Source organism: Caloramator sp. mosi_1 (genome assembly GCF_028622835.1).
Classification (GTDB): Bacteria; Bacillota; Clostridia; order Clostridiales; family Caloramatoraceae; genus Thermobrachium.
This window is the reverse complement of the sequence record NZ_CP117677.1, coordinates 37842-60551: the sequence shown is the minus strand read 5'-3', so window position 1 is coordinate 60551 and position 22710 is coordinate 37842. Positions and strand designations below refer to the sequence as shown.

The following is a 22710-nucleotide window of genomic DNA, read 5'->3' as shown; positions in this document are numbered from 1 at the left end:
ACTCCATCTACTCTTGACCCTGCAATGGCCTTTGACCAACAAAGTGCCAAGATATTTATAAATGTTCACGCAGGACTACTTCTCCCTGGACTTGGTGTAGATATATATCCAGGTGTTGCTAAGAGCTGGTATGTTGAGGAGGACAACCTTACTTGGATTTTCAACCTAAAGAAGGGCATAAAATTTCACAATGGAAGAGAAGTTACTGCACAGGATGTAAAATATTCCTTTGAAAGACTTTTAAGTCCAAAGCTAAATTCACCAAATTCTTGGTTTTTATTTGATATAGAGGGTGCAGCAGAATACAATGCAGGAAAGGTAAGAGAGGTTTCAGGTATAAAGGTATTAGATAGATACTGCATCTCATTAAAACTAAAAAGCCATATACAGGATTTCTGTTGAATCTTGCTCAAAGCTGCTGTGCTATACTTGCTAAAGAGGATGTTGAAAAGGGAGTATTTACAGGCTGTGGACCATATAAAATAGTACAAACAATGGAAAACGGATGTGTACTTGAGGCCTTCCACGATTATTTTGGAGGATGTGCATATATAGATAAGATAGAAATAACCTACACAGATGATGAGGTTGTTAAGAAATTTGTTGATAAACAATACGACTTTATTCCAGTTGACGATAGAAATACTTTAGAAAAGATAAAAGAGGCTGGATATTCAGATACTGTTAAACTTCAAAATGTAATGACAACCACCTATGCAGGTATTAATTTAAGAAGTTCATCTCCATTTATTAAGGATAAGGATGTAAGAAAGGCCTTAAACTATGCTATAAACAAAAAAGAATAATAGAGGATGTAATGGGTGGTATGGCTGTTGAATCAAAGGGACCACTTCCACCAAGTATAGTTGATAACAAATACCTAAGAGGATATGAATACAATCCTCAAAGGGCAAGGAAATATTAAGCAGAAAGGGCATAAAGGAAAAACTTGTAATACAAATAAGACAAGGAAATGGTTCTACAGCAAATGAAAGAATAGCAGAATATATGAAGGAAGATTTAAAGGCTGTTGGAATTGAGTGTGTAATTGATAAGGTTCCTGCCGACAAATATCTAAAACCAGAGAGCATAGCAAAGTGCCATATATTCATAAGTGGTTGGGTTGCAGATACAGGAGATGCAGATAACTATCTTGAACCACTGTTTAATCCAGCAAACTTTACAGACTTTACAGGCTATGAAAATCAAGAGGTGCTTGAGCTTATGGCAAGGGCAAAGACAATAGTAAATCCTGAAAAGAGAATAGAGATGTATAAAAGAATACAAGAGATAATTGTAGATGATGCACCTTGGGTATTTTTATACCATCCACAATCAGGGTTTGCCTCACATAAGCATCTTGCAGGTGTAAGATTAAGCTCACTTGGAAAGACAAAATTTGATGATATAATGATTGTTGAATAAGGTGTACTTAAATTAAGACAAATTACGATAAAATCAAAATAAACTGTACCAAAAATCGGACAAACTATATAAAAGAAGCGTATAAAGTGTATCAAAGACAGGACAAATTTTTTATGTCCTGTCTTATTTTTTACAACAATGTTTATATTTTAACTATTTTAAATTAAAAAAATTGGCATAGAAATTGCTTTTAATTTATAAAAAGTTAATTTTATAACAAGTTTGGGGTGATTATATGGAATTTTCATTAACAAGAGAACAGCAGCTTGCAAAGGAGATGTTTGAGAAGTTTGTAGAAAATGAAGTAAGACCAATAGCAGCAGAGATTGATGAAACAGAGAGGTTTCCAATCGAAACAGTAAAGAAGATGGCAAAGCTTGGTATGATGGGAATCCCTTTGAAAGGGAAGTTGGAGGTGCAGGGGCGATTTTATCACCTACATAATGGCAGTAGAGGAGCTTGCAAAGGCCTGTGCTACAACATCAGTTATTCTATCTGCCCACACATCCCTATGCTGCTGGCCAATATACACCTATGGTACAGAAGAACAAAAGGCTAAATATCTTCCAAAGCTTTTAAAGGGAGAATATCTTGGTGCCTTTGCATTAACCGAACCAAACGCAGGAACAGACGCAGCAAGTCAGCAGACAACAGCAAAGCTTGAGGGAGACTATTACATACTAAACGGAAGCAAGGTGTTTATTACAAACGGAGGATATGCCGATGTATTTATAGTATTTGCAATGACAGATAGAAGCAAAGGAACAAAGGGAATATCAGCCTTCATAGTAGAAAAGGGATTTGAAGGCTTTTCAACAGGAAAAATTGAGGAGAAGATGGGAATACGTGCTTCTTCAACAGCAGAATTAATCTTTAAAGACTGCAAAGTTCCAAAGGAAAACCTACTTGGAAAAGAAGGTATGGGCTTTAAGATAGCAATGTCAACATTAGATGGAGGAAGAATAGGTATTGCAGCCCAAGCACTTGGTATTGCAGAGGGTGCCTTAAATGAGGCTGTAAAGTATATGAAGGAGAGAAAGCAGTTTGGAAAACCAATTGCAACCTTCCAGGGTCTTCAGTTCTATATCGCAGAGATGGCAACTAAGGTAGAGGCAGCAAAGAACCTTGTATATAAGGCTGCGTGGAAGAAGCAGACAGGACAAAACTACAGTATGGATGCCTCAATGGCAAAGCTATATGCTTCAGAGACTGCTATGGAGGTTACAACAAAGGCTGTTCAGATATTTGGAGGATATGGATATACAAAGGACTATCCTGTTGAAAGAATGATGAGGGATGCAAAGATAACAGAGATATACGAAGGAACTTCAGAGGTTCAAAAGATGGTTATTTCAGCAAACATTCTAAAGTAGAGGGGTGAGGGTATGAATATATTAGTTTTCATAAAGCAAGTACCAGATACTAATGAAGTTAGAATAGATCCAAAGACAGGAACGCTGATTCGTGAAGGTGTTCCAAGCATAATAAATCCAGATGATATGAATGCAATAGAGGAGGCACTTAGAATAAAGGAGGAGGAAGGTGCTAAGGTAACTGTTGTAACTATGGGACCACCACAGGCAGAAAAGGCCCTAAGAGAAGCACTTGCTATGGGTGTTGATGAGGCAGTTTTACTAACAGATAGAGCCTTTGCGGGAGCAGATACTTGGGCAACTTCCCTTGTTCTTGCAAAGGCAGCAGAGAAGTTAGGCTATGATTTGATTTTTGCAGGAAGACAGGCAATAGATGGAGATACAGCACAGGTGGGGCCAGAGATTGCGGAGCATTTAAACCTTCCTCAGGTTACATATGTTGAAAAGGTTGAAGTTTTAGATGGTGAAGTTAGAGTAAGACGTGCCTTAGAGGATGGATATGAAACACTACGTGTTAAGCTTCCCTGCCTTTTAACTTGTATAAAGGAGTTAAATAATCCAAGGTATATGAACATATATGACATATTTACTTGCTACAGCAAGGAAATAAAGGTTATGGGTCTTTCAGACTTAGAACTACAAAAGGAAGAGGTAGGTCTTATAGGTTCACCAACTAAGGTTAAAAAGTCCTTTACAAAGGGGCCTAAAGCTCAGGGTGAAAAGTATGATGTTCCAGCCCTTGAGGCGGCAAACATTATTACTGAAAAACTAAAGGGTATGCACCTTATATAAGGAGGCGGTAGTATGAAAAAGGGCGTTTGGGTTATTGCTGAACAAAGAGATGGAAATCTTCAAAGGTTAGTCTTGAGCTTTTAGGTAAGGCAAGGGAGATTGCAGAAAAGCTTGATGGAGAAGTAGTTGCAGTTCTTCTTGGATATGAAGTAGAAAAGTTAACAGATACTCTAATACACCACGGTGCAGATAGAGTAATATTAATAGATAACATAAACTTAAAGCACTATACAACAGATGCCTATACAAAGGCAATATGTGAAGTTGCAAAGGAAAAGAATCCAGAGATAATATTCATAGGTGCAACATATATAGGACGCGACTTAGGACCAAGGGTTGCCGCAAGGCTAAAGACAGGACTTACAGCAGACTGTACAGGGCTTGATGTAGATGATGAAACAAAGAACCTTCTTATGACTCGTCCAGCCTTTGGAGGAAACATTATGGCAACAATTGAGTGTCCAAACCACAGACCTCAAATGTCAACAGTAAGGCCAGGGGTATTTAGCGTTCCTTGTGCAGACTATGAAAGAGAGGGAATAGTTGAAAGATTTAATGTTGATATAAAGGAAGAGGACATAAAGGTTAAGATTGAAGAGATAGTAAAGTCAATGAAGGAGAAGATAGATATAACAGAGGCAGATATAATAGTTTCAGGTGGACGTGGTGTAGGAAGCAGAGAAGGATTTACTCTACTTAAGGAACTTGCAGATATACTTGGAGGAATAGTTGCAGGTTCAAGGGCAGCTGTTGATTCTGGATGGATTGAAAAGGATAGACAAGTTGGGCAGACAGGAAAGACAGTAAGACCAAAGTTATATATTGCCTGCGGTATATCAGGTGCAATCCAACATCTTGCAGGAATGCAGGAGAGTGAATATATAGTTGCCATAAACAAGGATTCTGATGCACCAATTATGGCAGTTGCAGACCTTGCAATTGTTGGAGACTTATTTAAGGTAGTTCCAGAGCTTATTAAAGAAATTAGGGCCTATAGGCAGTCCTGTGAAGTTATGTAAGGCAGCTGACCATTTTGGCAGTTGACCTTTATATAGAAAAAGGGGTAAACTTATGAAGGGCAAAACTATAAAAGAGATAAACTTAGGTGATAGGGCATCCTTTGAAAAGACAATATCAGAGACAGATATATATTTATTTGCTGGTATTACAGGGGATCTAAATCCTGCACATATTGATCAATTAGAGGCAGAAAAGGGAATGTTTAAGGGAAGAATAGCCCACGGGATATTAGTTTCAGGTTTAATATCAACTGTTCTTGGTATGTATCTTCCAGGCCCAGGTACAATATATTTGGGGCAGGAACTTAAATTTTTAGCACCAGTTAGAATAGGAGATACAATAAGGGCAGAGGCAGAAGTAATAGAAAAGATAGATGAAAAGAATAGAATAAAGTTAAGAACACAATGTATAAATCAAGATGGCAAAGTTGTAATAGATGGGATAGCAACAGTTATGCCACCAAGATAAAGTGCCACCCAGGTGATATGTGAAATGTGTTAATATATCACCTGGTTTTCTATTTTTAGTAAATACCAAATAAATTTATTATAATAGTGTTGTAAAATTAAACTTTCCCTCTTTTATTTTTAATTTTCAGAATATAAAATATAATTAAATAAATTAATTGGGGGAAAGACTTGGGTGATTTGAAAGTAAAAAATTATATAGATTCAAATGTACCATATTTAAAAGACAATGACCTAAATGAAAAGGTAATAGAAAAATTTTTAGAAAGCAGATTTGATATATTACCTGTTATAAATGAAGTATATGAGCTTATTGGATACATAGAGAAAAAGAATGTCTTTCAATGTATAAAAAATAAACGCTTTTTCAATAGTGTTGATAATGATTTTTCAAAAATAACTAAAGTTACACCCAACACAAATATAAAGGAAATATTACAAAAGATTTATAGTACCGTTGTAGTTGATGAAAAGAATAGATTTATAGGAATGTTAGATTACAATAGGTTAAACTCCGAGTTTATTAACATAATTGAAGAATATGATAAACAGATAGATTATTCATTTGTATTAAACACAATCCTTGAGACTGTGTATGATGGGATACTTGTAGTAGACTCTGAGGGGTACATAAAGTTTATTAGTAAAGCATACTGTAAATTTTTAGGAGTCAAAGAAGAGGAAGTAATAGGAAAGCACGTAACAAAGGTTATTGAAAATACAAGAATGCATATTGTTGCTAAGACTGGAATACCTGAATATGCCCAAATTCAAAAGATAAACGGAAATTATATGGTTGCAACAAGAATACCTATAATGAAGGAGGGTAAAATAATTGGTGTTGTTGGTAAAGTTCTCTTTAGAAATTTAGATGAACTTGAGGATCTGCATAATAAAATAAGGGGATTCGAAAACGAATTAAGAGAATACAAGGGGAACTTAAAAATCTAAATCAATCCCAATATAATTTTGAAGATATAATAGGTAGCAGTACAAAAATAGCTGAGGCCAAAAAGATGGCAATGAAGGCCTCTTTAACAGATTCTAATGTACTTATAATAGCAGAAAGTGGTACAGGAAAGGAGTTATTTGCCCACGCAATACATAGAAATAGCAAAAGAGGATACTCTGCCTTTGTTAAAGTTAATTGTGCAGCTATACCTCCAGAACTTCTTGAGGCAGAACTTTTCGGATATGAAGATGGTGCATTTACAGGGGCTAAAAAGGGTGGCAAAATAGGGAAATTTGAAATAGCAGATGGAGGGACAATTTTTTAGATGAAATAGGTGATATGCCTTTAAGTATGCAGGCCAAACTTCTAAGAGTAATTCAAGAAAAGGAGATAGAAAGAATAGGTGGGACAAGCCCCAAAAGGATTGATGTTAGAATAATTGCAGCTACAAATAAAAATTTAGAGGAGCTTGTAATAAAGGGCCAGTTTAGAGAAGATTTGTTTTACAGATTAAATGTAATTACATTAAACATTCCACCGCTTAGGGAGAGAAAAAAGATATTACTGAAATTGCTTATTACTATTTAAATAAGTTATCTAATAAGTACAATAAAAGGGTTGATAGAATATCAAAGAATGCACTTAAAAAACTTATAGAATACACTTGGCCAGGGAATATAAGAGAGCTTATAAATGTTATAGAGCGAGCAGTTAACATAATAGAGGACGAAAATGAGCTTGATGTATATCATCTGCCTACAAAAATATCAGGATTAAGTAGGATGACATATGTAAGACCTTTAGATGAAATATTAAGAGATACAGAAAAGAATGCAATAGTAGATGCGTTAAAATATACAAAAGGAAACAAGAGTGAAGCAGCAAAATTACTTAAAATGAGTAGATCAAATTTTTATGAAAAGTTACAAAAATATAATTTAAATAATGATATGAATTTTTAGCTTAAAAATTTTTATGTATATTTTTGTACATAGTTACAATAACTTCAAAAATAGTGTCCTATACTCAGGACACTATTTTAGGTAGGAACAAATAATGTGTACAGAATTTTGAACAAAATTTATAGAATATTCAGATATTATACCCCTTCTTTGCTGTATTTTTGTGTTTTGATTTGGTATGAAGATTGCTTTTAAAGTTGCAAACAGCATATCAAGAGGAGGGGAAACGATGAAGAATAAAATTATGACAGCCTATGAAGCTGTAAAGCTCATTAAGGATGGAGATGTTGTTGCAACTGGTGGATTCGTTGGTAATGGCCATCCTGAAGAGCTTACAATTGCACTTGAAAAACGATTTTTACAAGATGGACAACCCAGGAATTTAACTTTAGTTTACGCTGCAGGTCAAGGAGATGGAAAGGAAAGAGGTTTAAACCACGTTGCTTATGAAGGGCTAATAAAAAGAGTTATAGGAGGACATTGGGGACTTGCTCCAAAGCTCCAAAAACTTGCTATCGAAAACAAAATTGAGGCCTACAACCTACCACAAGGAGTTATAAGTCATCTGTTTAGAGACATAGCCTCAAAAACCAGGTACAATTACCAGAGTTGGACTTAAGACCTTTGTTGATCCACGAATAGAGGGTGGAAAAATTAATGAAATTACAAAGGAAGATATTGTTGAACTAATTAATATTCACGGCTCTGAATATCTTTTCTATAAAGCTTTTCCTGTTAACGTTGCATTAATCAGGGCGACTTATGCAGACGAATTTGGTAATGCAACACTTGTTAAGGAAGCTGTTACACTTGATTCACTTGCAATGGCACAGGCTGCTAAGAATTCAGGTGGAATTGTTATTTTACAAGTAGAAAAGGTGGTTAAACACGGTACATTAGATCCAAAACTTGTTAAAATACCAGGAATTCTTGTTGATGCAATTGTTGTTGCAGAAGCTAAAAATCATATGCAGACCTTTGCAGAAGAATATAACCCAAGTTACACAGGTGAGATTAAAATTCCAGTAGGACAAATTCCAAAGATGCCTCTTGATGAAAGAAAGATAATTGCAAGAAGAGCAGCTATGGAACTTATACCAAATGCGGTAACTAATTTAGGAATAGGTATGCCAGAGGGTGTTACGATGGTTGCAAGCGAAGAGGGAATAAATGATATGGTACTTACTGTTGAGGCTGGTGGAATTGGAGGTGTTCCAGCAGGAGGCTTAAGTTTTGGAGCTACAATAAATCCAGATGCAATAGTTGATCAAAATAGCCAGTTTGACTTCTATGATGGTGGAGGATTAGATGTTGCCTTTTAGGACTTGCCCAATGTGATGAAAACGGTAATGTAAATGTAAGTAAGTTTGGACCAAAGATAGCAGGCTGTGGTGGATTTATAAACATAACACAAAATGCTAAAAGGTTGTATATTGTGGTACCTTTACAGCATCAGGTCTTGATATAGGAGTAGATGATGGAAAATTAGTTATAAAATCTGAAGGAAAAGTTAAGAAATTTTTAAAGCAGGTTGAACAAATAACCTTTAGTGGTGAGTACGCAAGAGAAGTAGGGCAAAAGGTGCTTTATATTACAGAAAGAGCAGTGTTTGAACTAACTAAAGATGGAATGGTATTAAAGGAAATAGCTCCAGGAATTGACTTAGAAAAGGATGTTTTAAATCTTATGGAATTTAAACCTATCATTGCAGAAGACTTAAAAACAATGGATGAAAGAATTTTTAAAGAGGATGTTATGGGATTAAAAATTAAATAAATTTAAGGGGGATAATTATGTTAGGAGTAATAGGTATTATATTGTCACTTGCACTACTTATGTATCTTGCGTATAGAGGAATTACAGTTCTTGTACTTGCACCACTTTTGGCTTTGCTTGCTGCATTGTTTACAGGTGGAACACCACTTATGGCGACTTATACAGAAGTTTATATGAAGAATTTAGCTAACTACGTAAGATTATATTTTCCAGTATTTATGTTAGGTGCTTTATTTGGTAAGGTTATGGAGGACTCAGGAAGTGCAAAGGCAATTGCACATTATATAGCAAGTAAACTTGGAAAAGAGAAGGCTATAATAGCAGTTGTATTATCCTGTGCTATTTTAACATATGGTGGAGTATCACTTTTCGTTGTTGCTTTTGCTGTATATCCAGTTGCAGCTCACCTATTTAGAGAGGCAGGTATTCCAAAGAGATTAATTCCAGGTGCTATTGCATTAGGCTCCTTTACATTTACTATGACAGCATTGCCAGGTACGCCTCAAATACAAAATGCTATTCCAATGCCATTCTTTGGAACAAATGCATATGCTGCACCAATACTTGGTATAGTAGCAGCTTTAATTATGGCAGGCCTTGGAATATGGTGGTTACAATCAAGAGCAAAAAGGCAATGGCTCAAGGAGAAGATTATGGACATCATCCAAATGAATCTTTTACTGAAATTGATGAAAGTAAACTTCCAAGCTTCTGGATAGCATTAATTCCAATTATTTTAGTTCTTGTAATAAACTTTATACTATCAAAATACTACTTCCCAAGAATTAATGCAGACTATTTAGCTCAAGAGCCATATAAGACATCAATAAAGAGTGTAGCTGGTATTTGGAGTTTAATAATAGCTCTTGTTATAGCTATTATAATTGCATTTGTAATTCACAGAAAGAGAATAGATAATATATTAAAGACTTTAAACAATGGTATATTCGGTTCATTCCTTCCAATATTAAATACAGCATCAGAGGTTGGTTATGGTAATGTCATCGCAACTCTTGCATCCTTTGTAATAATAAAGAATGCAATACTTGGAATTTCAACCAACCCACTTATATCAGAAGCTATTTCAGTTAATATACTTGCAGGTATTACAGGTTCAGCATCAGGTGGTATGAGTATTGCACTTGGTGCACTTGGAAAACAATATATGGAAATGGCTTTACAATATGGTATCAATCCTGAAGCTCTACACAGAATTGCAACAATTGCCTGTGGTGGACTTGATTCACTTCCACACAATGGTGCAGTTATAACTTTACTTGGAATTTGCGGTATGACACATAAAGAGTCCTATAAGGATATAGGTGTGGTAAGCGTTTTTATTCCTCTAATTGCTTTAGTAGTAGCTCTTATATTGGCAAGTTTAGGAATAGTATAATTTAGATAAATTGGCACAATATTTGCTTTTAAATAATCAAAATAATTGAAATGGAGGTAAACTTATGAGATTACAAGGAAAGGTTGCAATCATTACAGGAGCTGCAAGGGGGATAGGTAAGGCTACAGCTGAAAAGTTTTTAAAGGAAGGAGCAAATGTAGTAATTTGTGACATTAATCAGGAACAAGTTGATACAGCAGTAAATGAATTAAAGGCTATAAGTGAAAATGTCTTAGGAGTTAAGGTTGATGTCACAAACAGAGCAGAAGTTGATGAAATGGTTAGGTTAACTGTTGAAAAGTTTGGTAAAATAGACTGCCTTGTTAACAATGCAGGTATAACAGCAGATAATACTCTACTTAAAATGACTGAAGCAGAATGGGATAGAGTAATTGATATAAATTTAAAGGGTGTATTTAACTGTGGTCAGGCTGTGGCTAAGGTTATGGTAGACCAAGGAAGTGGAGTTATACTAAACGCAACTTCTGTTGTAGGTATATACGGAAACTATGGACAAACAAACTATGCTGCTACTAAATGGGGAGTTATAGGAATGACAAAGACTTGGGCAAAGGAACTTGGAAAGAAGGGTATTAGAGTAAATGCTGTTGCACCAGGATTTATTCTAACTCCTATGACTGAAAAGATGCCAGAGAAGGTATTGGAAATGATGAAGGATAAGGCTCCACTAAAGAGACTTGGTATGCCAGAGGATATAGCTAATGCCTATGCCTTCTTAGCATCAGATGAGGCAAGCTTTATAACAGGTGCAGTTTTAAGTGTAGATGGTGGCATTGTACTATAACCTATTTCATATGATTTTAAGAGGACAGTTTAACTGTCCTCTGATAGTTTTATAAAAAATTGACAAATTCTAAACAAAGGGGTGTATATTATGGCAGTATCAATGATTGGTTTTTATCATTCAAAGGTAGGAAAGTTAGAAAATGAAACAATTTACAGCCTTCTTGTAGAGGCAGGAAGAAGGGCAATTGAAGATTCAGGACTTGAGCCTAAGGATATTGATGCAGTATTTGTTGGAAATTATAGTGGAGGCGGATTTAATAAACAGGAACATATAGCTCCATTTGTAGTTGAAATTCATCCAGATTTAAGATTTAAGCCCTGTACAAGAGTCGAAAATGCCTGTGCATCAGGTTCAACAGCTATAGAACAAGCAATGTTTGCAATAGAGTCAGGAAAGATAAAAAATGCACTTGTAATTGGTGTTGAAAAGATGACTTCCCTTAAGACCGCAGGAGTTACAGAAGTTTTAGCTATGGCATCCTACTATCCAGAAGAAGGCGGAAAGGGGTACTCCTTTCCAGGACTTTATGCAGAATATGCAAAGGGATATATGGCAAAGTATGGCTACTCAAAGGAAGAGCTTTGGGATATGCTATCCTATATTACAGTTAAGGCACACAAAAATGCAATGGCAAACCCACTTGCTCAGATGCACGTTGAATATGAAAGGGAATATGTAAGAACAATACAGGATAAGAATCCACTAATAGCTGACCCACTTAAGCTTTCAGACTGTTCACTTGTATCAGATGGTGCAGCTGCAGTTGTTTTGACAACTACAGAAAGGGCTCTTTCTATGAAGGATAAGGTAGTTGAAATAAGATCCCTTTCACATACATCAGACTATCTATCAATAGTTGAGGGAAAAGACCAAATTACAAGCTTGAAGCTGCAAAGGTAGCAATTCAAAGGGCCTTAAGGGATGCTAATATGACAATAAACGATATAAATGTAGCAGAGGTTCACGATTGCTTTACAATAACAGAATTATTAATCTATGAAGCAATGGGACTTACAGAGGAAGGAAGAGGCTTTGAAGCTATTAAAAACGGGGATGTATATGTTGGAGGAAGACTGCCTGTTAACCCATCAGGAGGATTAAAGGCTAAGGGACACCCAGTTGGTGCAACAGGTGTTTCAATGCACGTTTTAGTAGCAAAACAGCTTTTAGGTGAAGCAATTGGTCTTCAGGTTGAAAGTGCAAAGGCAGGATTAACTCTAAACATTGGTGGAAGTGGAGCAACAAACATTGCATCAGTTCTTGTAAGAATAAAGTAACGTGCCACCCAGGTGAAATGTGAAATTACCAAAATTTACAACACCTGCTTTGAGGATTCAAAGTAGGTGTTTATTATTTAGTTATCATATACGTTTGTTTGATATACTTATATTTCTCCTTTCTCTTACACTTTGTTAAAAATTTATTAGTATAGAAGGATATTGTAATTTTATGTAGAATAATATGACTTAGGGATTTTTAAGACGAATTGAAGGGAGGATTTTGATGATAGATGAAAAGTTAATGTCCTTAGTACTTTTTATTATCTATTGATGGGCTTGTATAGATTTTTCCTTTTAAGAGGAATTATTAACTTTAAGAAGAAGTACGGTGGAAAGTTTTTGTTTAAGATTGGAAATATGGAAAAGATAGTTACTATTTTATCCGTTATGTTAGTTTTAATATTTTTTATATCTTCTACCTTCATTAAGGGGCATTAACAATAACAATTTAAATTCAGAATCTCAAAATAAATAAAGAGTACTAAATCCTCTATTATTCAAGAGGATTTTTATTTTGTATTTTGAATATAATAAATAAAATAAGGGGTGATTTAATGGAGATATTGAGAAATTTTGAAATGAATTTAGATAAAGAACACATTCTTGAGGTTGTAGAAACCTATCTTCCATCTTGCGGCGAAGACAGGGGAAAAATTTATGACAGTCTGGTAGATATGCTCTATAATAGTACAGAAGCAGTCGGATTTTTAAGCTACTTGAGAAACCAAAAGAGTATGATTTTGAATCCTTTAAGGAATGCAGTAAAATATCCCCCTGTTTTATAACCTTAGGTGCAAAGATAACCGACAAGATAGATGAATTATTTAGTGAAAATAAATTTGTAGATGCTGTAATACTTGATGTTATGGCAAGTACACTTTTGTTTGAGTACAACAGCCAAATGTATGAATATATTTTCAATTATTTTTATAATTTAGGTTATGGAATAACCTGCAGAGTTGCACCAGGTGACGGGGAAATACCTATCGAATATCAGTCAGATATAATCGATAGGCTAAATATAGGGAAAACGCATAGCATTTACACAGTAAAGGGCTATGCTGTACATCCACCAAAATCTCTAACTTATGTACACGGTGTGGATGAAAAACTTGAAAAGATTAAAAGGCGTCATTCCTGCAAGGTTTGTACAAATCTGAATTGTACCATTAGGGCTGTAAAGGAAAATGCAAAGGGATATTTTAAGGACTTCTATTAGAGTAGGAGTCCTTTTTTAGAAAACATTTTATATGTAACAAAAGAACATGGATAAATAATATAATAGAATAGGAAAAATATGGCTCAAGTAACATTTCACCTGGGTGGCACTTTTTGGGGGATGGGTATGTTTTTAAATCCAATAAAAAGAGAATAGCAAAAGTATCACAGAATAAATATATTTTAATTAGATTAAAACAGAGAAGACTTTATCTAATTGTAAATGAGAAGGTGTTTTTTTCCTTTAAAATTGCAATAGGTAAAAGCTAACACCAACACCAAAGGGACAGTTTAAAATACTTGATAAGGTTTTAAATCCAGGAGGAGCATTTGGTACAAGGTGGATGCGATTTTATAAGGGATACGGTATACACGGAACAAATAATCCATCTTCAATAGGTTATGCAGTTACAAATGGGTGTATTAGAATGTATAATAAAGATATAGAAAGGTTATTTCCTTTAGTGCCAGTTGGAACTAAGGTAATAATTACAGATTAATTTTGAATAAATTTTTAAACTTTGGTAAAATAGTGATGTGGTGAGTAAAAATATTGTATAATATTAGTAGAAATAATATACCCAGAAAGGGGAATGGATGTGAAAAAAGATAAAAATATAATGGTATGTGTTACACAACAAAGAACCTGTGAAAGATTAATTAAGAAGGGAAAAGAATTAAGGGATAAAATAGATGGAGAGCTACACGTAGTACACGTTGCAAGAGAGGACGAAAACTTCTTAGGCAACAGCAAGCAGGCGGATGCAATAGAATATCTATATGGAATATCAAAATCTGTTGGAGCTGATATGACTGTTTTAAGGTCCAATGATGTTTGTGGTGCAATAACTAAATTTGCAGTGGAAAATGGTGTTGGACATATAGTATTAGGTGAGCCGCCAAAGGGATGTGAAGAGGACAGCGTAGTTGACAGCCTTAGAAAAAGTATGGAGGATGTAGACTTTTATTTAGTATCGTAAATATAATTAAAAAATAAGTTCCACTAATAAAAGTGGAACTTATTTTTTCTACTTTAAAAAAGTTTGATAGTATAAAAATGTATATTGGATAAGAATAAAAATAGGCTAAAAAAGACTTATTTCAATTGCAAAAATTTTCAGAATATAGTATCCTTATATTAAAGGGTAAATAAAAAAATGGGGTGATTAAAATGGTTCAAGTATTAACCGGTGACAAAGGAGCCGGAAAGACCAAAAATTAATCTCAATGGCTAATGAACTTGTTCAGGATGCAAAGGGTCATATTGTTTATGTTAGTAACTCTTCTGAAGGTATGTATCAATTAAGTTCAAAAATCCGCCTTGTTAATATCTCAGAGTTCCCCATTTCCTCTTATGAAAGCTTTATAGGCTTCCTCTATGGTATGATTTCCGAAGATTACGATATAGAAACAATATTTATAGACAATCTTAACGCGATAATATCAAATGATGATATTGTACGCTTCTTTACTGATGCCAAAAAGTTTGCAGAAAATAATGCAGTAAAGTTTGTTATTGGGGCAAAATGTGAAAATGTATCACAGGAGGGCCTAAAGGTTGAGTATATGGCTGTATAAGGGGAGTTTTCTCCCTTTATTTTTTGCTATAATTAGGATGCAAAACAAAAGGGAGGAAGAAGGATGAACAAAGGAATATGCGATAAAATTAAATTTATGCTTTGGGGAATGACATCAAGACTAAAGGACAACAAGGATTTTATAAAAGAAGTTACCTTTAAATTTAAGTCAGGTACAAAGGACTACATAGGGATAATAGATATAGAGGAGGAAAAGGTTAATTTTAACGGCAGAGATGAAAAGCTTACAATAGACGACATACCAAATTACATAGCAGAACAATCACAAAAATACGATGAACTTGAGTTTGTTATAAACGAAAGAGGCAAGAGGTTTATATTAAATGCAGACAATAAAAATGTAAAAACGAAACAGGTGGATACTAAAGAGGACAGGGCAGATGAGCACGCATTTACAAAATCTACTCTTTTAAATAGAAATTATCTAATAAGGGTTGGAGAGGCGGATGAGCTTTTAAAGGAGATAGGAATACTTACAAAAGACGGAAAAGTAAAGAATGATATGATCAGAAAATATAATCAAATAGACCACTTTGTAGAACTTATAGATTCTATGATAAAAGAGCTTGGTGATGTGGATACTATAAACGTTTTAGACTGTGCTTGTGGTAAGTCCTACCTAACCTTTGTATTAAATTATTATATAAAGGAAGTTAAAAAGAAAAACTGCTACTTTATAGGAATAGATAGGTCAGAAAATGTTATAAATGCCTCAAAGGAAATAGCAAAGAGATTAAACTATAAGAATATGCAGTTTTTATGTATGGATTTAAATGAGTATATTCCAGATAGAAGGATAGATATAGTAATTAGCCTCCACGCCTGCGACATTGCAACAGATATGGCCCTTGGTACAGCAATAAATGTAAATGCAAGGGCTATAATGTGTGTTCCCTGCTGTCATAGAGAGTTGCTTGAGCAGTACAGATTTGATGAGTTTAATCCAATAATTAAGCACGGTGTGTTTAGAGCAAGATTTTCAGATATGCTGACAGACGGCATAAGGGCACTTTTACTTGAAACACAGGGATACAAGGTTTCAGTTGTAGAGTATATTTCTCCTCTTGAAACACCAAAGAATTTATTAATAAGAGCAGTAAAGGTTTCAGATAAAAATAATAGGGCAATAAATGAATATAAGGCACTTAAAGAAAAATTCAATATAACTCCATACCTTGAAAGATACATACATATTTAGGAGGGATTCTATGCCACATTTAAGATTTAAGGGAGTAGAAAAGGAAACAGTTAAAACAATAAGCAGGGAATTAGTTGATAATCTTCAGGAGATTATAGGATGTCCAAGAGACTATTTTGTATTAGAGGTTGTAAACTCCGATTTTATATTTGACGGAGAAGAAGTAAAGATGTACCCATTTATAGAGGTGGCTTGGTTTGACAGAGGAAGCGAAATACAAGATAAAGTAGCAAAAAGATAACAGAAAAGATAAAGGAAGCAACAGGTGCAGAAACTGTGGATGTTGTTTTTGTTAAGTATAAAGAAAAGAGATACTACGAAAACGGAGAACATTTTTAAAATTAGTTTACCCCCAATAAGGATGGCTGTAAGTTAATCCTATTGGGGTTTTTAACTAAATTTTATTTATACTTAAGGAGATTATTTATTTAATTTTTCTAAAATATTCTCAAAGTCCTCTATTAAGTGGTCTGTTATTTCCTTAAGCTCATCTGGTGTACAGGTTCCATTTTCATCATATACACCTACAACCTTCATACCTGCAGCACGGGCACCTCGAACAGCAGGAACAGTATCCTCAAAAACAATGCATTCCTGAGGCTCAACCTTCAGCCTCTTTGCTGTTTCTAAAAATACATCAGGGAAGGATTTATCCCTTGGTACTTCACAGGTTGTAACTATCTCATCAAAGTAGTGAAGTATATCGTTTCTTGATAAAACAGCCTCCACAAGCTGGCGGTTGTTGCTGGTTGCCATTCCAATCAAATATCCGTTTTCCTTTAGATAAGTAAGAAACTTATGTACTCCCTTTTAGCCTGTATTACATTTCTGTAGTAGTGGTCAACCATCTCCAGCCATTCCTGCATTATTTCTTCAATACTTTCTTCTAAATTGAATCTTTCTTTAAAGTATACGGCAGTTTCGGTAAAGCTTAGACCTTCTATTGCTCTTTGAAGGTCTTCTGGAAGTTCAATGTTTCTTCGCTTTAAAAATTCTACATCAACTTCCCTCCAAACCCACATAGAGTCTATTATAGTTCCATCCATATCAAAAATTACTGCCTTTATGTCCTTTAGCATAAAGTGTGCTCTGTAAAACCTATAAAATACATAGGTTTTACTCATACACTAAAAACCTTACGCAGTGTACATAATGGCACACCTCTACAGTGCCATACCGTGAGCTAACGGTATATCTGTCACTCCCTTCCTTAAACCAAGCAACTAATTTTCAAAACTGAAAATGTAGAGTAGCTGCTTGATTACTTTTTATAACATTAATTTCTGCACCTTTATTAATCAAAAGAAGACTTCTTATTTATTATAATAAAAATTTAATTATTTAGAAATATAAAATGTTCTGCTTATGAAATTGTCCCTTGAAAGGAAGTTTGTTTCCCTATTTCTTAAGCTTAGACTTGCTTAAGCCGCAGAAGGAATGCTAAGGAAATCCTTCAAGAGGTTAAGCATATTATAGTTTTTTCAACAGCCTCACTAATAAGAAGGTGCCGTTAAAGCAAATTACTTAACGGCACCTTCTTATTAAGTTCTAATTATCTTCAGACAAAATCAGAATATCAAAGTCAGAGGGTTTTATTTGACCTGCATTTTTATTTGGTATAACTGTGAAGTTAATACCGTTTTTGTAAAGAGCATCCTTTATATTTTTGAGGTTGCTGTCAACGGCAATTTTGGTCATCCTAAAACACCTCCTTATAATTATTTTTTCAAAAGTTGCAAATAATATAAATATAAAATTTTTGTTACCCTTATAGGGTATATTGACATTTGACGAAAATTATTATATTATAAAATTACAGTATTGCAATATAATGATTAATTTAGTCAACTTTATAACAAAGTTAAGGAGTGAATATTATGTCAAAGAGAGTTCTTATAGTTGGAGGAGTTGCAGGAGGAGCAAGTGCTGCAGCAAGACTTAGAAGACTTGACGAAAATATAGAGATAATAATGTTTGAAAGAGGAGGATATATATCCTTTGCTAACTGTGGTCTTCCTTACTATATTGGTGAAACTATAAAGGAAAGACAAAACCTTCTTGTTCAAACAGAAGAGGGGATGGAACAAAGATTTAATATCGATGTAAGAACCCACAGTGAAGTTACAAAGATATTTAGAGATACTAAGGAAGTTGAAGTTGTATCAAATGGTAAGACTTATAGAGAAAAATACGATTACCTAATACTTTCACCAGGGGCAGCACCATTTGTACCACCAATTGAAGGTGTAAACTTAGATGGAATTTATACTTTAAGAAATATGGAAGATGTAGATAGAATAAAGGAACACGTTACAAAGAATAAGCCAAATAAGGCTGTTGTAATTGGTGGCGGATATGTTGGTATAGAAATGGCAGAAAATCTAAAGCACATCGGCGTTGATGTAACTTTAGTTGAAGCAGCTGACCAAGTTATGGGACCACTTGACTTTGAAATGGCAAAGATGATAGAAAAGCATATGATAGACAACGGCGTAAAATTAATTGTTGGAGATGCTGTTGAAAAGTTTGAGAAGAAAAATGACTTAGAACTTACTTTAAAGAGTGGTAAAAAGCTAAATGCTGATATGGTTGTAATGGCAATAGGGGTAAGACCTGAGACTAAGCTTGCAAAGGAAGCAGGTCTTGAGATAGGTGAACGTGGCGGAATTAAAGTTGATGCACATATGAGAACTTCAGACCCATATATATATGCTGTTGGAGACGCAATAGAAGTTGAAGACTTCATAAATGGGGTAAATACATTGATTCCACTTGCAGGTCCAGCAAACAAGCAAGGAAGAATAGCAGCAGATAATATATGCGGTAGAGAAAGCGTATATAAGGGAACACAGGGAACATCAATAATAAAGGTGTTTGATTTAACAGCAGCCTCAACAGGAAATAATGAAAAAGTATTAAAAAGACAAGGTATTCCTTATGTTAAATCATATACCCACTCAGGTTCCCACGCTGGATATTATCCAGGAGCCTTCGTTATGACAATAAAGATACTATTCTCTCCAGAGGATGGTAAGATACTTGGAGCACAAATTGTAGGTAGAGATGGTGTTGATAAGAGAATAGATGTAATTGCAACTGCAATAAGAGCTGGAATGACAGTATACGATTTAGAAGAACTTGAACTTGCCTATGCACCACCATATTCATCAGCAAAGGACCCTGTAAATATGGCAGGATTTACAGCAGCAAACATATTAAAGGGAGATATGAAGATTATACACGCTGATGAGCTTAAGAATATAAATAAAGATGAATACTTTATAGTTGACGTTAGAACAGATGTTGAGTTTGAAGGTGGACATTTAGAAGGTGCAGTTAATATTCCAGTTGATGAATTAAGAAAGAGAATAAATGAAATTCCAAAGGATAAAAAGATAATTGTATATTGTAAGATTGGACTTAGAGGATATGTTGCATACAGAATACTGACTCAAAAGGGATATGATGTATATAACCTAAGTGGTGGATATGACTTAGTTCTTGCCTATAATATGAAATACGGTGAAGGATTAAAATTAAATGATGAAATGACAAGATTTGAACCAATGGAGGAAAAGAAGGAAGTAAAACCAACTGGCAATACAATAAAGGTTGATGCCTGTGGGCTTCAATGTCCAGGGCCAATAATGAGGGTAAAAAGGAAATAGAAAGAATCAATGAAGGTGACGTTCTTGAAATACACGTAACAGATTCAGGATTTACAACAGATATAAAGGCTTGGTGTGAAAGAACAGGAAACACTTTAATTGGAGTTGAAAAGACTTGCTGTGATTATGTTGCCTATGTTATGAAGGGGAAAAAGGAAGAAGGTAAGGCACAGCCAGTAAATGTTGAACTTCCACAGGGTAAGACAATGGTAGTATTCAGTGGAGACCTTGATAAGGCTATTGCATCCTTTATAATAGCAAATGGTGCAGCAGCAATGGGAAGACCTGTTACTATGTTCTTTACCTTCTGGGGACTAAACATCTTAAGAAAAGAAACAGCAGTTAAGGTTAATAAGACCTTTATTGAAAAGATGTTTGCAAAGATGATGCCAAGAGGAAGCAAAAGCTTGCACTATCTAAGATGAATATGGGTGGAATTGGTGCAAAGATGATTCGTGGAATAATGAAGAAGAAGAACATATCATCCCTTGAGGAACTAATTGAACAAGCAAAGGCAAATGGTGTAAAGCTTGTTGCTTGCTCAATGTCAATGGATGTTATGGGAATTAAGAAGGAAGAGCTAATAGATGGTGTTGAAATAGGCGGAGTTGCAGCATACCTTGGTGAAGCAGAACAGTCAAATGTAAATCTATTTATATAATTAAAATTCCTGAAACATACGTTTCAGGGATTTTTTTGTATTGAAAAATTTTTATTAAAAAGATAAGGATATTAATTAATTGTATAGAATACATATAAAATATATCGTATTTTTAAAGGGGATTTTAGTATGAAAAATGATGGATTTGCAGTTGCATCTATGGTTCTTGGCATAATATCACTTGTTATGTTATTTATACCTTTTATAGGCTGGTTAGGGATTGCAACAGCTATTGTTGGACTAATTCTTGGAATTAATGCTAAGAACAGAATTAAAGCTAACCCACAGGAACTTGGTGGAATGGGTATGGCAAGTGCAGGAGTAATTATGAACATAGTTGCATTAGCATTAATAGTTTTGGGAATGGTTGCCTGTGGTGCTTTAATAGGTACTATGTCTTCGCTTTGATTATTGAAATAAAAATGTCACCAGGAGATATTCTTTTGGTGACATTTTAAAATATTTTTTCTAATATAGACATTACAATTTCAACTATAAATAATATAATAACCATCCATTCAAGCTTTGTGCCTCTTTTAGCGTGGGTTAGACTTGTAAATACTTCAGTTATATCAAGCAAAACTTCTGTTTTATGTCTTATTTTTTCGTATCTATCCTTAAGTTCAAAGAGCTCTGAAAGGTTTATAAAAAACGCTTCTGCATCTTCAAGTTTCCAAGCAATATCTGGTTTGTCTAAAAGCATTATATAGGATATAGTGTTGTATTTAAAACGAAGTACCTTTGAAGACATCTTGGCAAGTTGATTATCACTTAAGTGCAGCTTACCGTAATTTAAGTATTCTATTATGTTTCTCAATTTCATCAAGTAGATAGTCTATGTCTACCTCTATTTTTTGAGTGCAACAGATTTAGCAAGGACAGTTGCGATAATTTCCATATAGTAGGGTTTAAAATAGTTTACCTTTACAGAGTCATAGTTAAGTTCAATTTCTTTTATTCTGTTATCGAGTATAAGTTTAAAGTCTTCTATATAGTTAAAGGGAGTATTGTTTTTTAGAGTAGTATCGATGCGTTTTAAATATTCAATTACATCCTTAAGTTCGTGGAAGGCAAGGTTTGCCGATACAATACTTCCAAAGTGAAATATATAAACATATTTGTTGTTAGGATGTGGAATAATACCCTTTAGATTTCTATCATCTAATATTAAGGGTTCCTCCCATTTAAACTTTTTATTTATTCCAAAATGACTGGCAATTTTATATAGGTTTATTTCATTGCTTATAAAACTTGCTTTAAACTCGTAACTCATAGTATTAACCCCTATTTTATTTGTGAGTTTTGGTTCATATTATAAGTAAAAGTATTAGCGGGAATTTATACTTCTGCCTTATTAATTAATATTATTACCATTTATTCAGATTTTATGTGCAAATATGGAATAAATATACTTTATTTATTTTCCTTTATTAAATCCTTCTGATCCCTTGCCATTTCCTTTAATCTTGGATTAACTCCAGGAGTTACAATAACTTTACTAAACCAGAGTAGTGCTTCTTCATTATTTTCAAGCCTTCTTGCCAATTCTCCAATTAAATATGACAGAGTATAGTTATCCATACCACAAATTGGGAAAGGCTCCTTCTCAAAGGCCTCTTTAAAACCTATATAGGCCTGTTCTAAAAACTTCCTTTCTTCACTACTATTTTGTAATAGCCTGTACATCCAAGCAAGTTTTAAACATATAAAGGCCTTTTCGCTGGCTTTAGCCTTTTTCACAACTGCATTTAAAAGAGCAAGTTTATATCTTTCTATAGCAATATTTTCATCATATACTTCAGGATAGTTTTTAGGTCTGAACTTTGGAGTTATGGTAGCTTTAATTAAAAGGGCCTGGTCCTGCTTTAATTTTTCAAAAATTGATTTAGAGCACTGTATCCACAACTTGGACATATATGAACATCATAAAAGAGTGGATTAGGACCTTGATAAATTGGCATTAGGTCAGTGTCACTACCGACACGCCTTGTTTTACCATTCTTTAATGCCTTTGATTTAAATTCAGTATTACATACAGGGCAGAGCATTGTTTTCTCATATAAAAATGAATCAACAGTTTTATTTTTTACTTCAACATCTTTTTATTTTCCTCTTC

General features: G+C 34.3%; 19 protein-coding genes and 11 pseudogenes. 25 read left to right on the top strand and 5 right to left on the bottom strand.

The window, feature by feature from the left end; all coding sequences use genetic code 11:
* Nucleotides 1-24: 24 nt before the first annotated feature.
* The 23 genes and pseudogenes from PL321_RS20605 to PL321_RS00310 all read left to right on the top strand — a co-directional run bounded on the left by PL321_RS20605 (nucleotide 25) and on the right by PL321_RS00310 (nucleotide 16604).
* Nucleotides 25-806: pseudogene (locus tag PL321_RS20605) on the top strand (ABC transporter substrate-binding protein).
* An 88-nt stretch (nucleotides 807-894) separates the two neighbouring features.
* On the top strand, nucleotides 895-1425 hold the full coding sequence (locus tag PL321_RS00415) for an ABC transporter substrate-binding protein (protein WP_337961014.1): 531 nt from the start codon (nucleotides 895-897) through the stop codon (nucleotides 1423-1425).
* 235 nt (nucleotides 1426-1660) lie between these two features.
* Nucleotides 1661-2798 (top strand): annotated as a pseudogene (locus tag PL321_RS00410) (acyl-CoA dehydrogenase).
* 12 nt (nucleotides 2799-2810) lie between these two features.
* A complete protein-coding gene (locus PL321_RS00405; protein ID WP_273963084.1) occupies nucleotides 2811-3590 on the top strand; it encodes an electron transfer flavoprotein subunit beta/FixA family protein in 780 nt (259 codons plus the stop codon).
* Between the two features lie 12 nt (nucleotides 3591-3602).
* Nucleotides 3603-4609 (top strand): annotated as a pseudogene (locus PL321_RS00400) (electron transfer flavoprotein subunit alpha/FixB family protein).
* A 52-nt stretch (nucleotides 4610-4661) separates the two neighbouring features.
* Entirely contained in the window at nucleotides 4662-5078 is a 417-nt protein-coding gene (locus PL321_RS00395) for a MaoC family dehydratase (protein ID WP_273963083.1), read from the top strand.
* Between the two features lie 170 nt (nucleotides 5079-5248).
* A complete protein-coding gene (locus PL321_RS00390) occupies nucleotides 5249-6028 on the top strand; it encodes a CBS domain-containing protein (RefSeq protein ID WP_273963082.1) in 780 nt (259 codons plus the stop codon).
* Nucleotides 6029-6093: 65 nt separating this feature from the next.
* A pseudogene (locus PL321_RS20600) lies at nucleotides 6094-6617 on the top strand (sigma 54-interacting transcriptional regulator).
* Nucleotides 6590-6742 (top strand): annotated as a pseudogene (locus PL321_RS20595) (two-component system response regulator); the annotation flags it as partial. The pseudogenes PL321_RS20600 and PL321_RS20595, both read left to right, overlap by 28 nt.
* A 69-nt stretch (nucleotides 6743-6811) precedes the next feature.
* On the top strand, nucleotides 6812-6991 hold the full coding sequence (locus PL321_RS00375; protein WP_273963079.1) for a helix-turn-helix domain-containing protein: 180 nt from the start codon (nucleotides 6812-6814) through the stop codon (nucleotides 6989-6991).
* A 229-nt stretch (nucleotides 6992-7220) separates the two neighbouring features.
* Nucleotides 7221-8767: pseudogene (locus tag PL321_RS00370) on the top strand (acyl CoA:acetate/3-ketoacid CoA transferase).
* A 17-nt stretch (nucleotides 8768-8784) separates the two neighbouring features.
* Nucleotides 8785-10163, top strand: a pseudogene (locus PL321_RS00365) (GntP family permease).
* A gap of 64 nt (nucleotides 10164-10227) precedes the next feature.
* Complete coding sequence (gene fabG / locus PL321_RS00360; RefSeq protein WP_273963078.1) at nucleotides 10228-10968, top strand: 3-oxoacyl-[acyl-carrier-protein] reductase; 741 nt, start codon at nucleotides 10228-10230, stop codon at nucleotides 10966-10968.
* Between the two features lie 90 nt (nucleotides 10969-11058).
* Nucleotides 11059-11871 carry a beta-ketoacyl synthase N-terminal-like domain-containing protein gene (locus PL321_RS00355; RefSeq protein ID WP_273963077.1) on the top strand — a complete coding sequence of 271 codons (813 nt, stop codon included), beginning with the start codon at nucleotides 11059-11061 and terminating at the stop codon, nucleotides 11869-11871.
* Nucleotides 11872-11873: 2 nt separating this feature from the next.
* The gene (locus PL321_RS00350) at nucleotides 11874-12248 is read left to right on the top strand and encodes a thiolase C-terminal domain-containing protein (RefSeq protein ID WP_443110708.1); all 375 of its coding nucleotides are present in this window, start codon (nucleotides 11874-11876) and stop codon (nucleotides 12246-12248) included.
* A 557-nt stretch (nucleotides 12249-12805) separates the two neighbouring features.
* The gene (locus PL321_RS00345; RefSeq protein ID WP_273963075.1) at nucleotides 12806-13036 is read left to right on the top strand and encodes a hypothetical protein; all 231 of its coding nucleotides are present in this window, start codon (nucleotides 12806-12808) and stop codon (nucleotides 13034-13036) included.
* Between the two features lie 80 nt (nucleotides 13037-13116).
* The gene (locus tag PL321_RS00340; protein WP_273963074.1) at nucleotides 13117-13470 is read left to right on the top strand and encodes a hypothetical protein; all 354 of its coding nucleotides are present in this window, start codon (nucleotides 13117-13119) and stop codon (nucleotides 13468-13470) included.
* 113 nt (nucleotides 13471-13583) lie between these two features.
* On the top strand, nucleotides 13584-13739 hold the full coding sequence (locus tag PL321_RS00335; RefSeq protein WP_273963073.1) for a L,D-transpeptidase: 156 nt from the start codon (nucleotides 13584-13586) through the stop codon (nucleotides 13737-13739).
* A gap of 26 nt (nucleotides 13740-13765) precedes the next feature.
* Nucleotides 13766-13969 (top strand): L,D-transpeptidase, encoded by a 204-nt coding sequence (locus PL321_RS00330; protein WP_273964313.1) that lies wholly within the window; start codon nucleotides 13766-13768, stop codon nucleotides 13967-13969.
* 93 nt (nucleotides 13970-14062) lie between these two features.
* On the top strand, nucleotides 14063-14449 hold the full coding sequence (locus tag PL321_RS00325) for a universal stress protein UspA (RefSeq protein ID WP_273963072.1): 387 nt from the start codon (nucleotides 14063-14065) through the stop codon (nucleotides 14447-14449).
* Between the two features lie 247 nt (nucleotides 14450-14696).
* On the top strand, nucleotides 14697-15047 hold the full coding sequence (locus tag PL321_RS00320; protein ID WP_273963071.1) for a twitching motility protein PilT: 351 nt from the start codon (nucleotides 14697-14699) through the stop codon (nucleotides 15045-15047).
* A gap of 63 nt (nucleotides 15048-15110) precedes the next feature.
* Nucleotides 15111-16265 (top strand): class I SAM-dependent methyltransferase, encoded by a 1155-nt coding sequence (locus PL321_RS00315; RefSeq protein ID WP_273963070.1) that lies wholly within the window; start codon nucleotides 15111-15113, stop codon nucleotides 16263-16265.
* A gap of 10 nt (nucleotides 16266-16275) precedes the next feature.
* Nucleotides 16276-16604 (top strand): annotated as a pseudogene (locus PL321_RS00310) (DUF1904 domain-containing protein).
* A gap of 81 nt (nucleotides 16605-16685) precedes the next feature.
* Here PL321_RS00310 and PL321_RS19290 read toward each other — a convergent pair.
* The 3 genes from PL321_RS19290 to PL321_RS00295 all read right to left on the bottom strand — a co-directional run bounded on the left by PL321_RS19290 (nucleotide 16686) and on the right by PL321_RS00295 (nucleotide 17963).
* On the bottom strand, nucleotides 16686-17021 hold the full coding sequence (locus tag PL321_RS19290) for an HAD family hydrolase (protein ID WP_337961013.1): 336 nt from the start codon (nucleotides 17019-17021) through the stop codon (nucleotides 16686-16688).
* Nucleotides 17022-17044: 23 nt separating this feature from the next.
* Entirely contained in the window at nucleotides 17045-17389 is a 345-nt protein-coding gene (locus tag PL321_RS19285; protein ID WP_337960903.1) for an HAD family hydrolase, read from the bottom strand.
* 424 nt (nucleotides 17390-17813) lie between these two features.
* Nucleotides 17814-17963, bottom strand: a complete 150-nt coding sequence (locus tag PL321_RS00295; RefSeq protein ID WP_273963068.1) for a hypothetical protein — start codon at nucleotides 17961-17963, stop codon at nucleotides 17814-17816.
* Between the two features lie 179 nt (nucleotides 17964-18142).
* Between PL321_RS00295 and PL321_RS00290 the strand changes: the two are divergent.
* A pseudogene (locus PL321_RS00290) lies at nucleotides 18143-20594 on the top strand (FAD-dependent oxidoreductase).
* A 129-nt stretch (nucleotides 20595-20723) separates the two neighbouring features.
* Nucleotides 20724-21002, top strand: a complete 279-nt coding sequence (locus PL321_RS00285; RefSeq protein ID WP_273963067.1) for a DUF4190 domain-containing protein — start codon at nucleotides 20724-20726, stop codon at nucleotides 21000-21002.
* 46 nt (nucleotides 21003-21048) lie between these two features.
* On the opposite strand, the pseudogene PL321_RS00280 reads toward PL321_RS00285, so the two are convergent.
* Nucleotides 21049-21867, bottom strand: a pseudogene (locus PL321_RS00280) (RMD1 family protein).
* A gap of 140 nt (nucleotides 21868-22007) precedes the next feature.
* Nucleotides 22008-22642, bottom strand: a pseudogene (locus tag PL321_RS00275) (DUF2225 domain-containing protein).
* Between the last annotated feature and the right edge of the window lie 68 nt (nucleotides 22643-22710).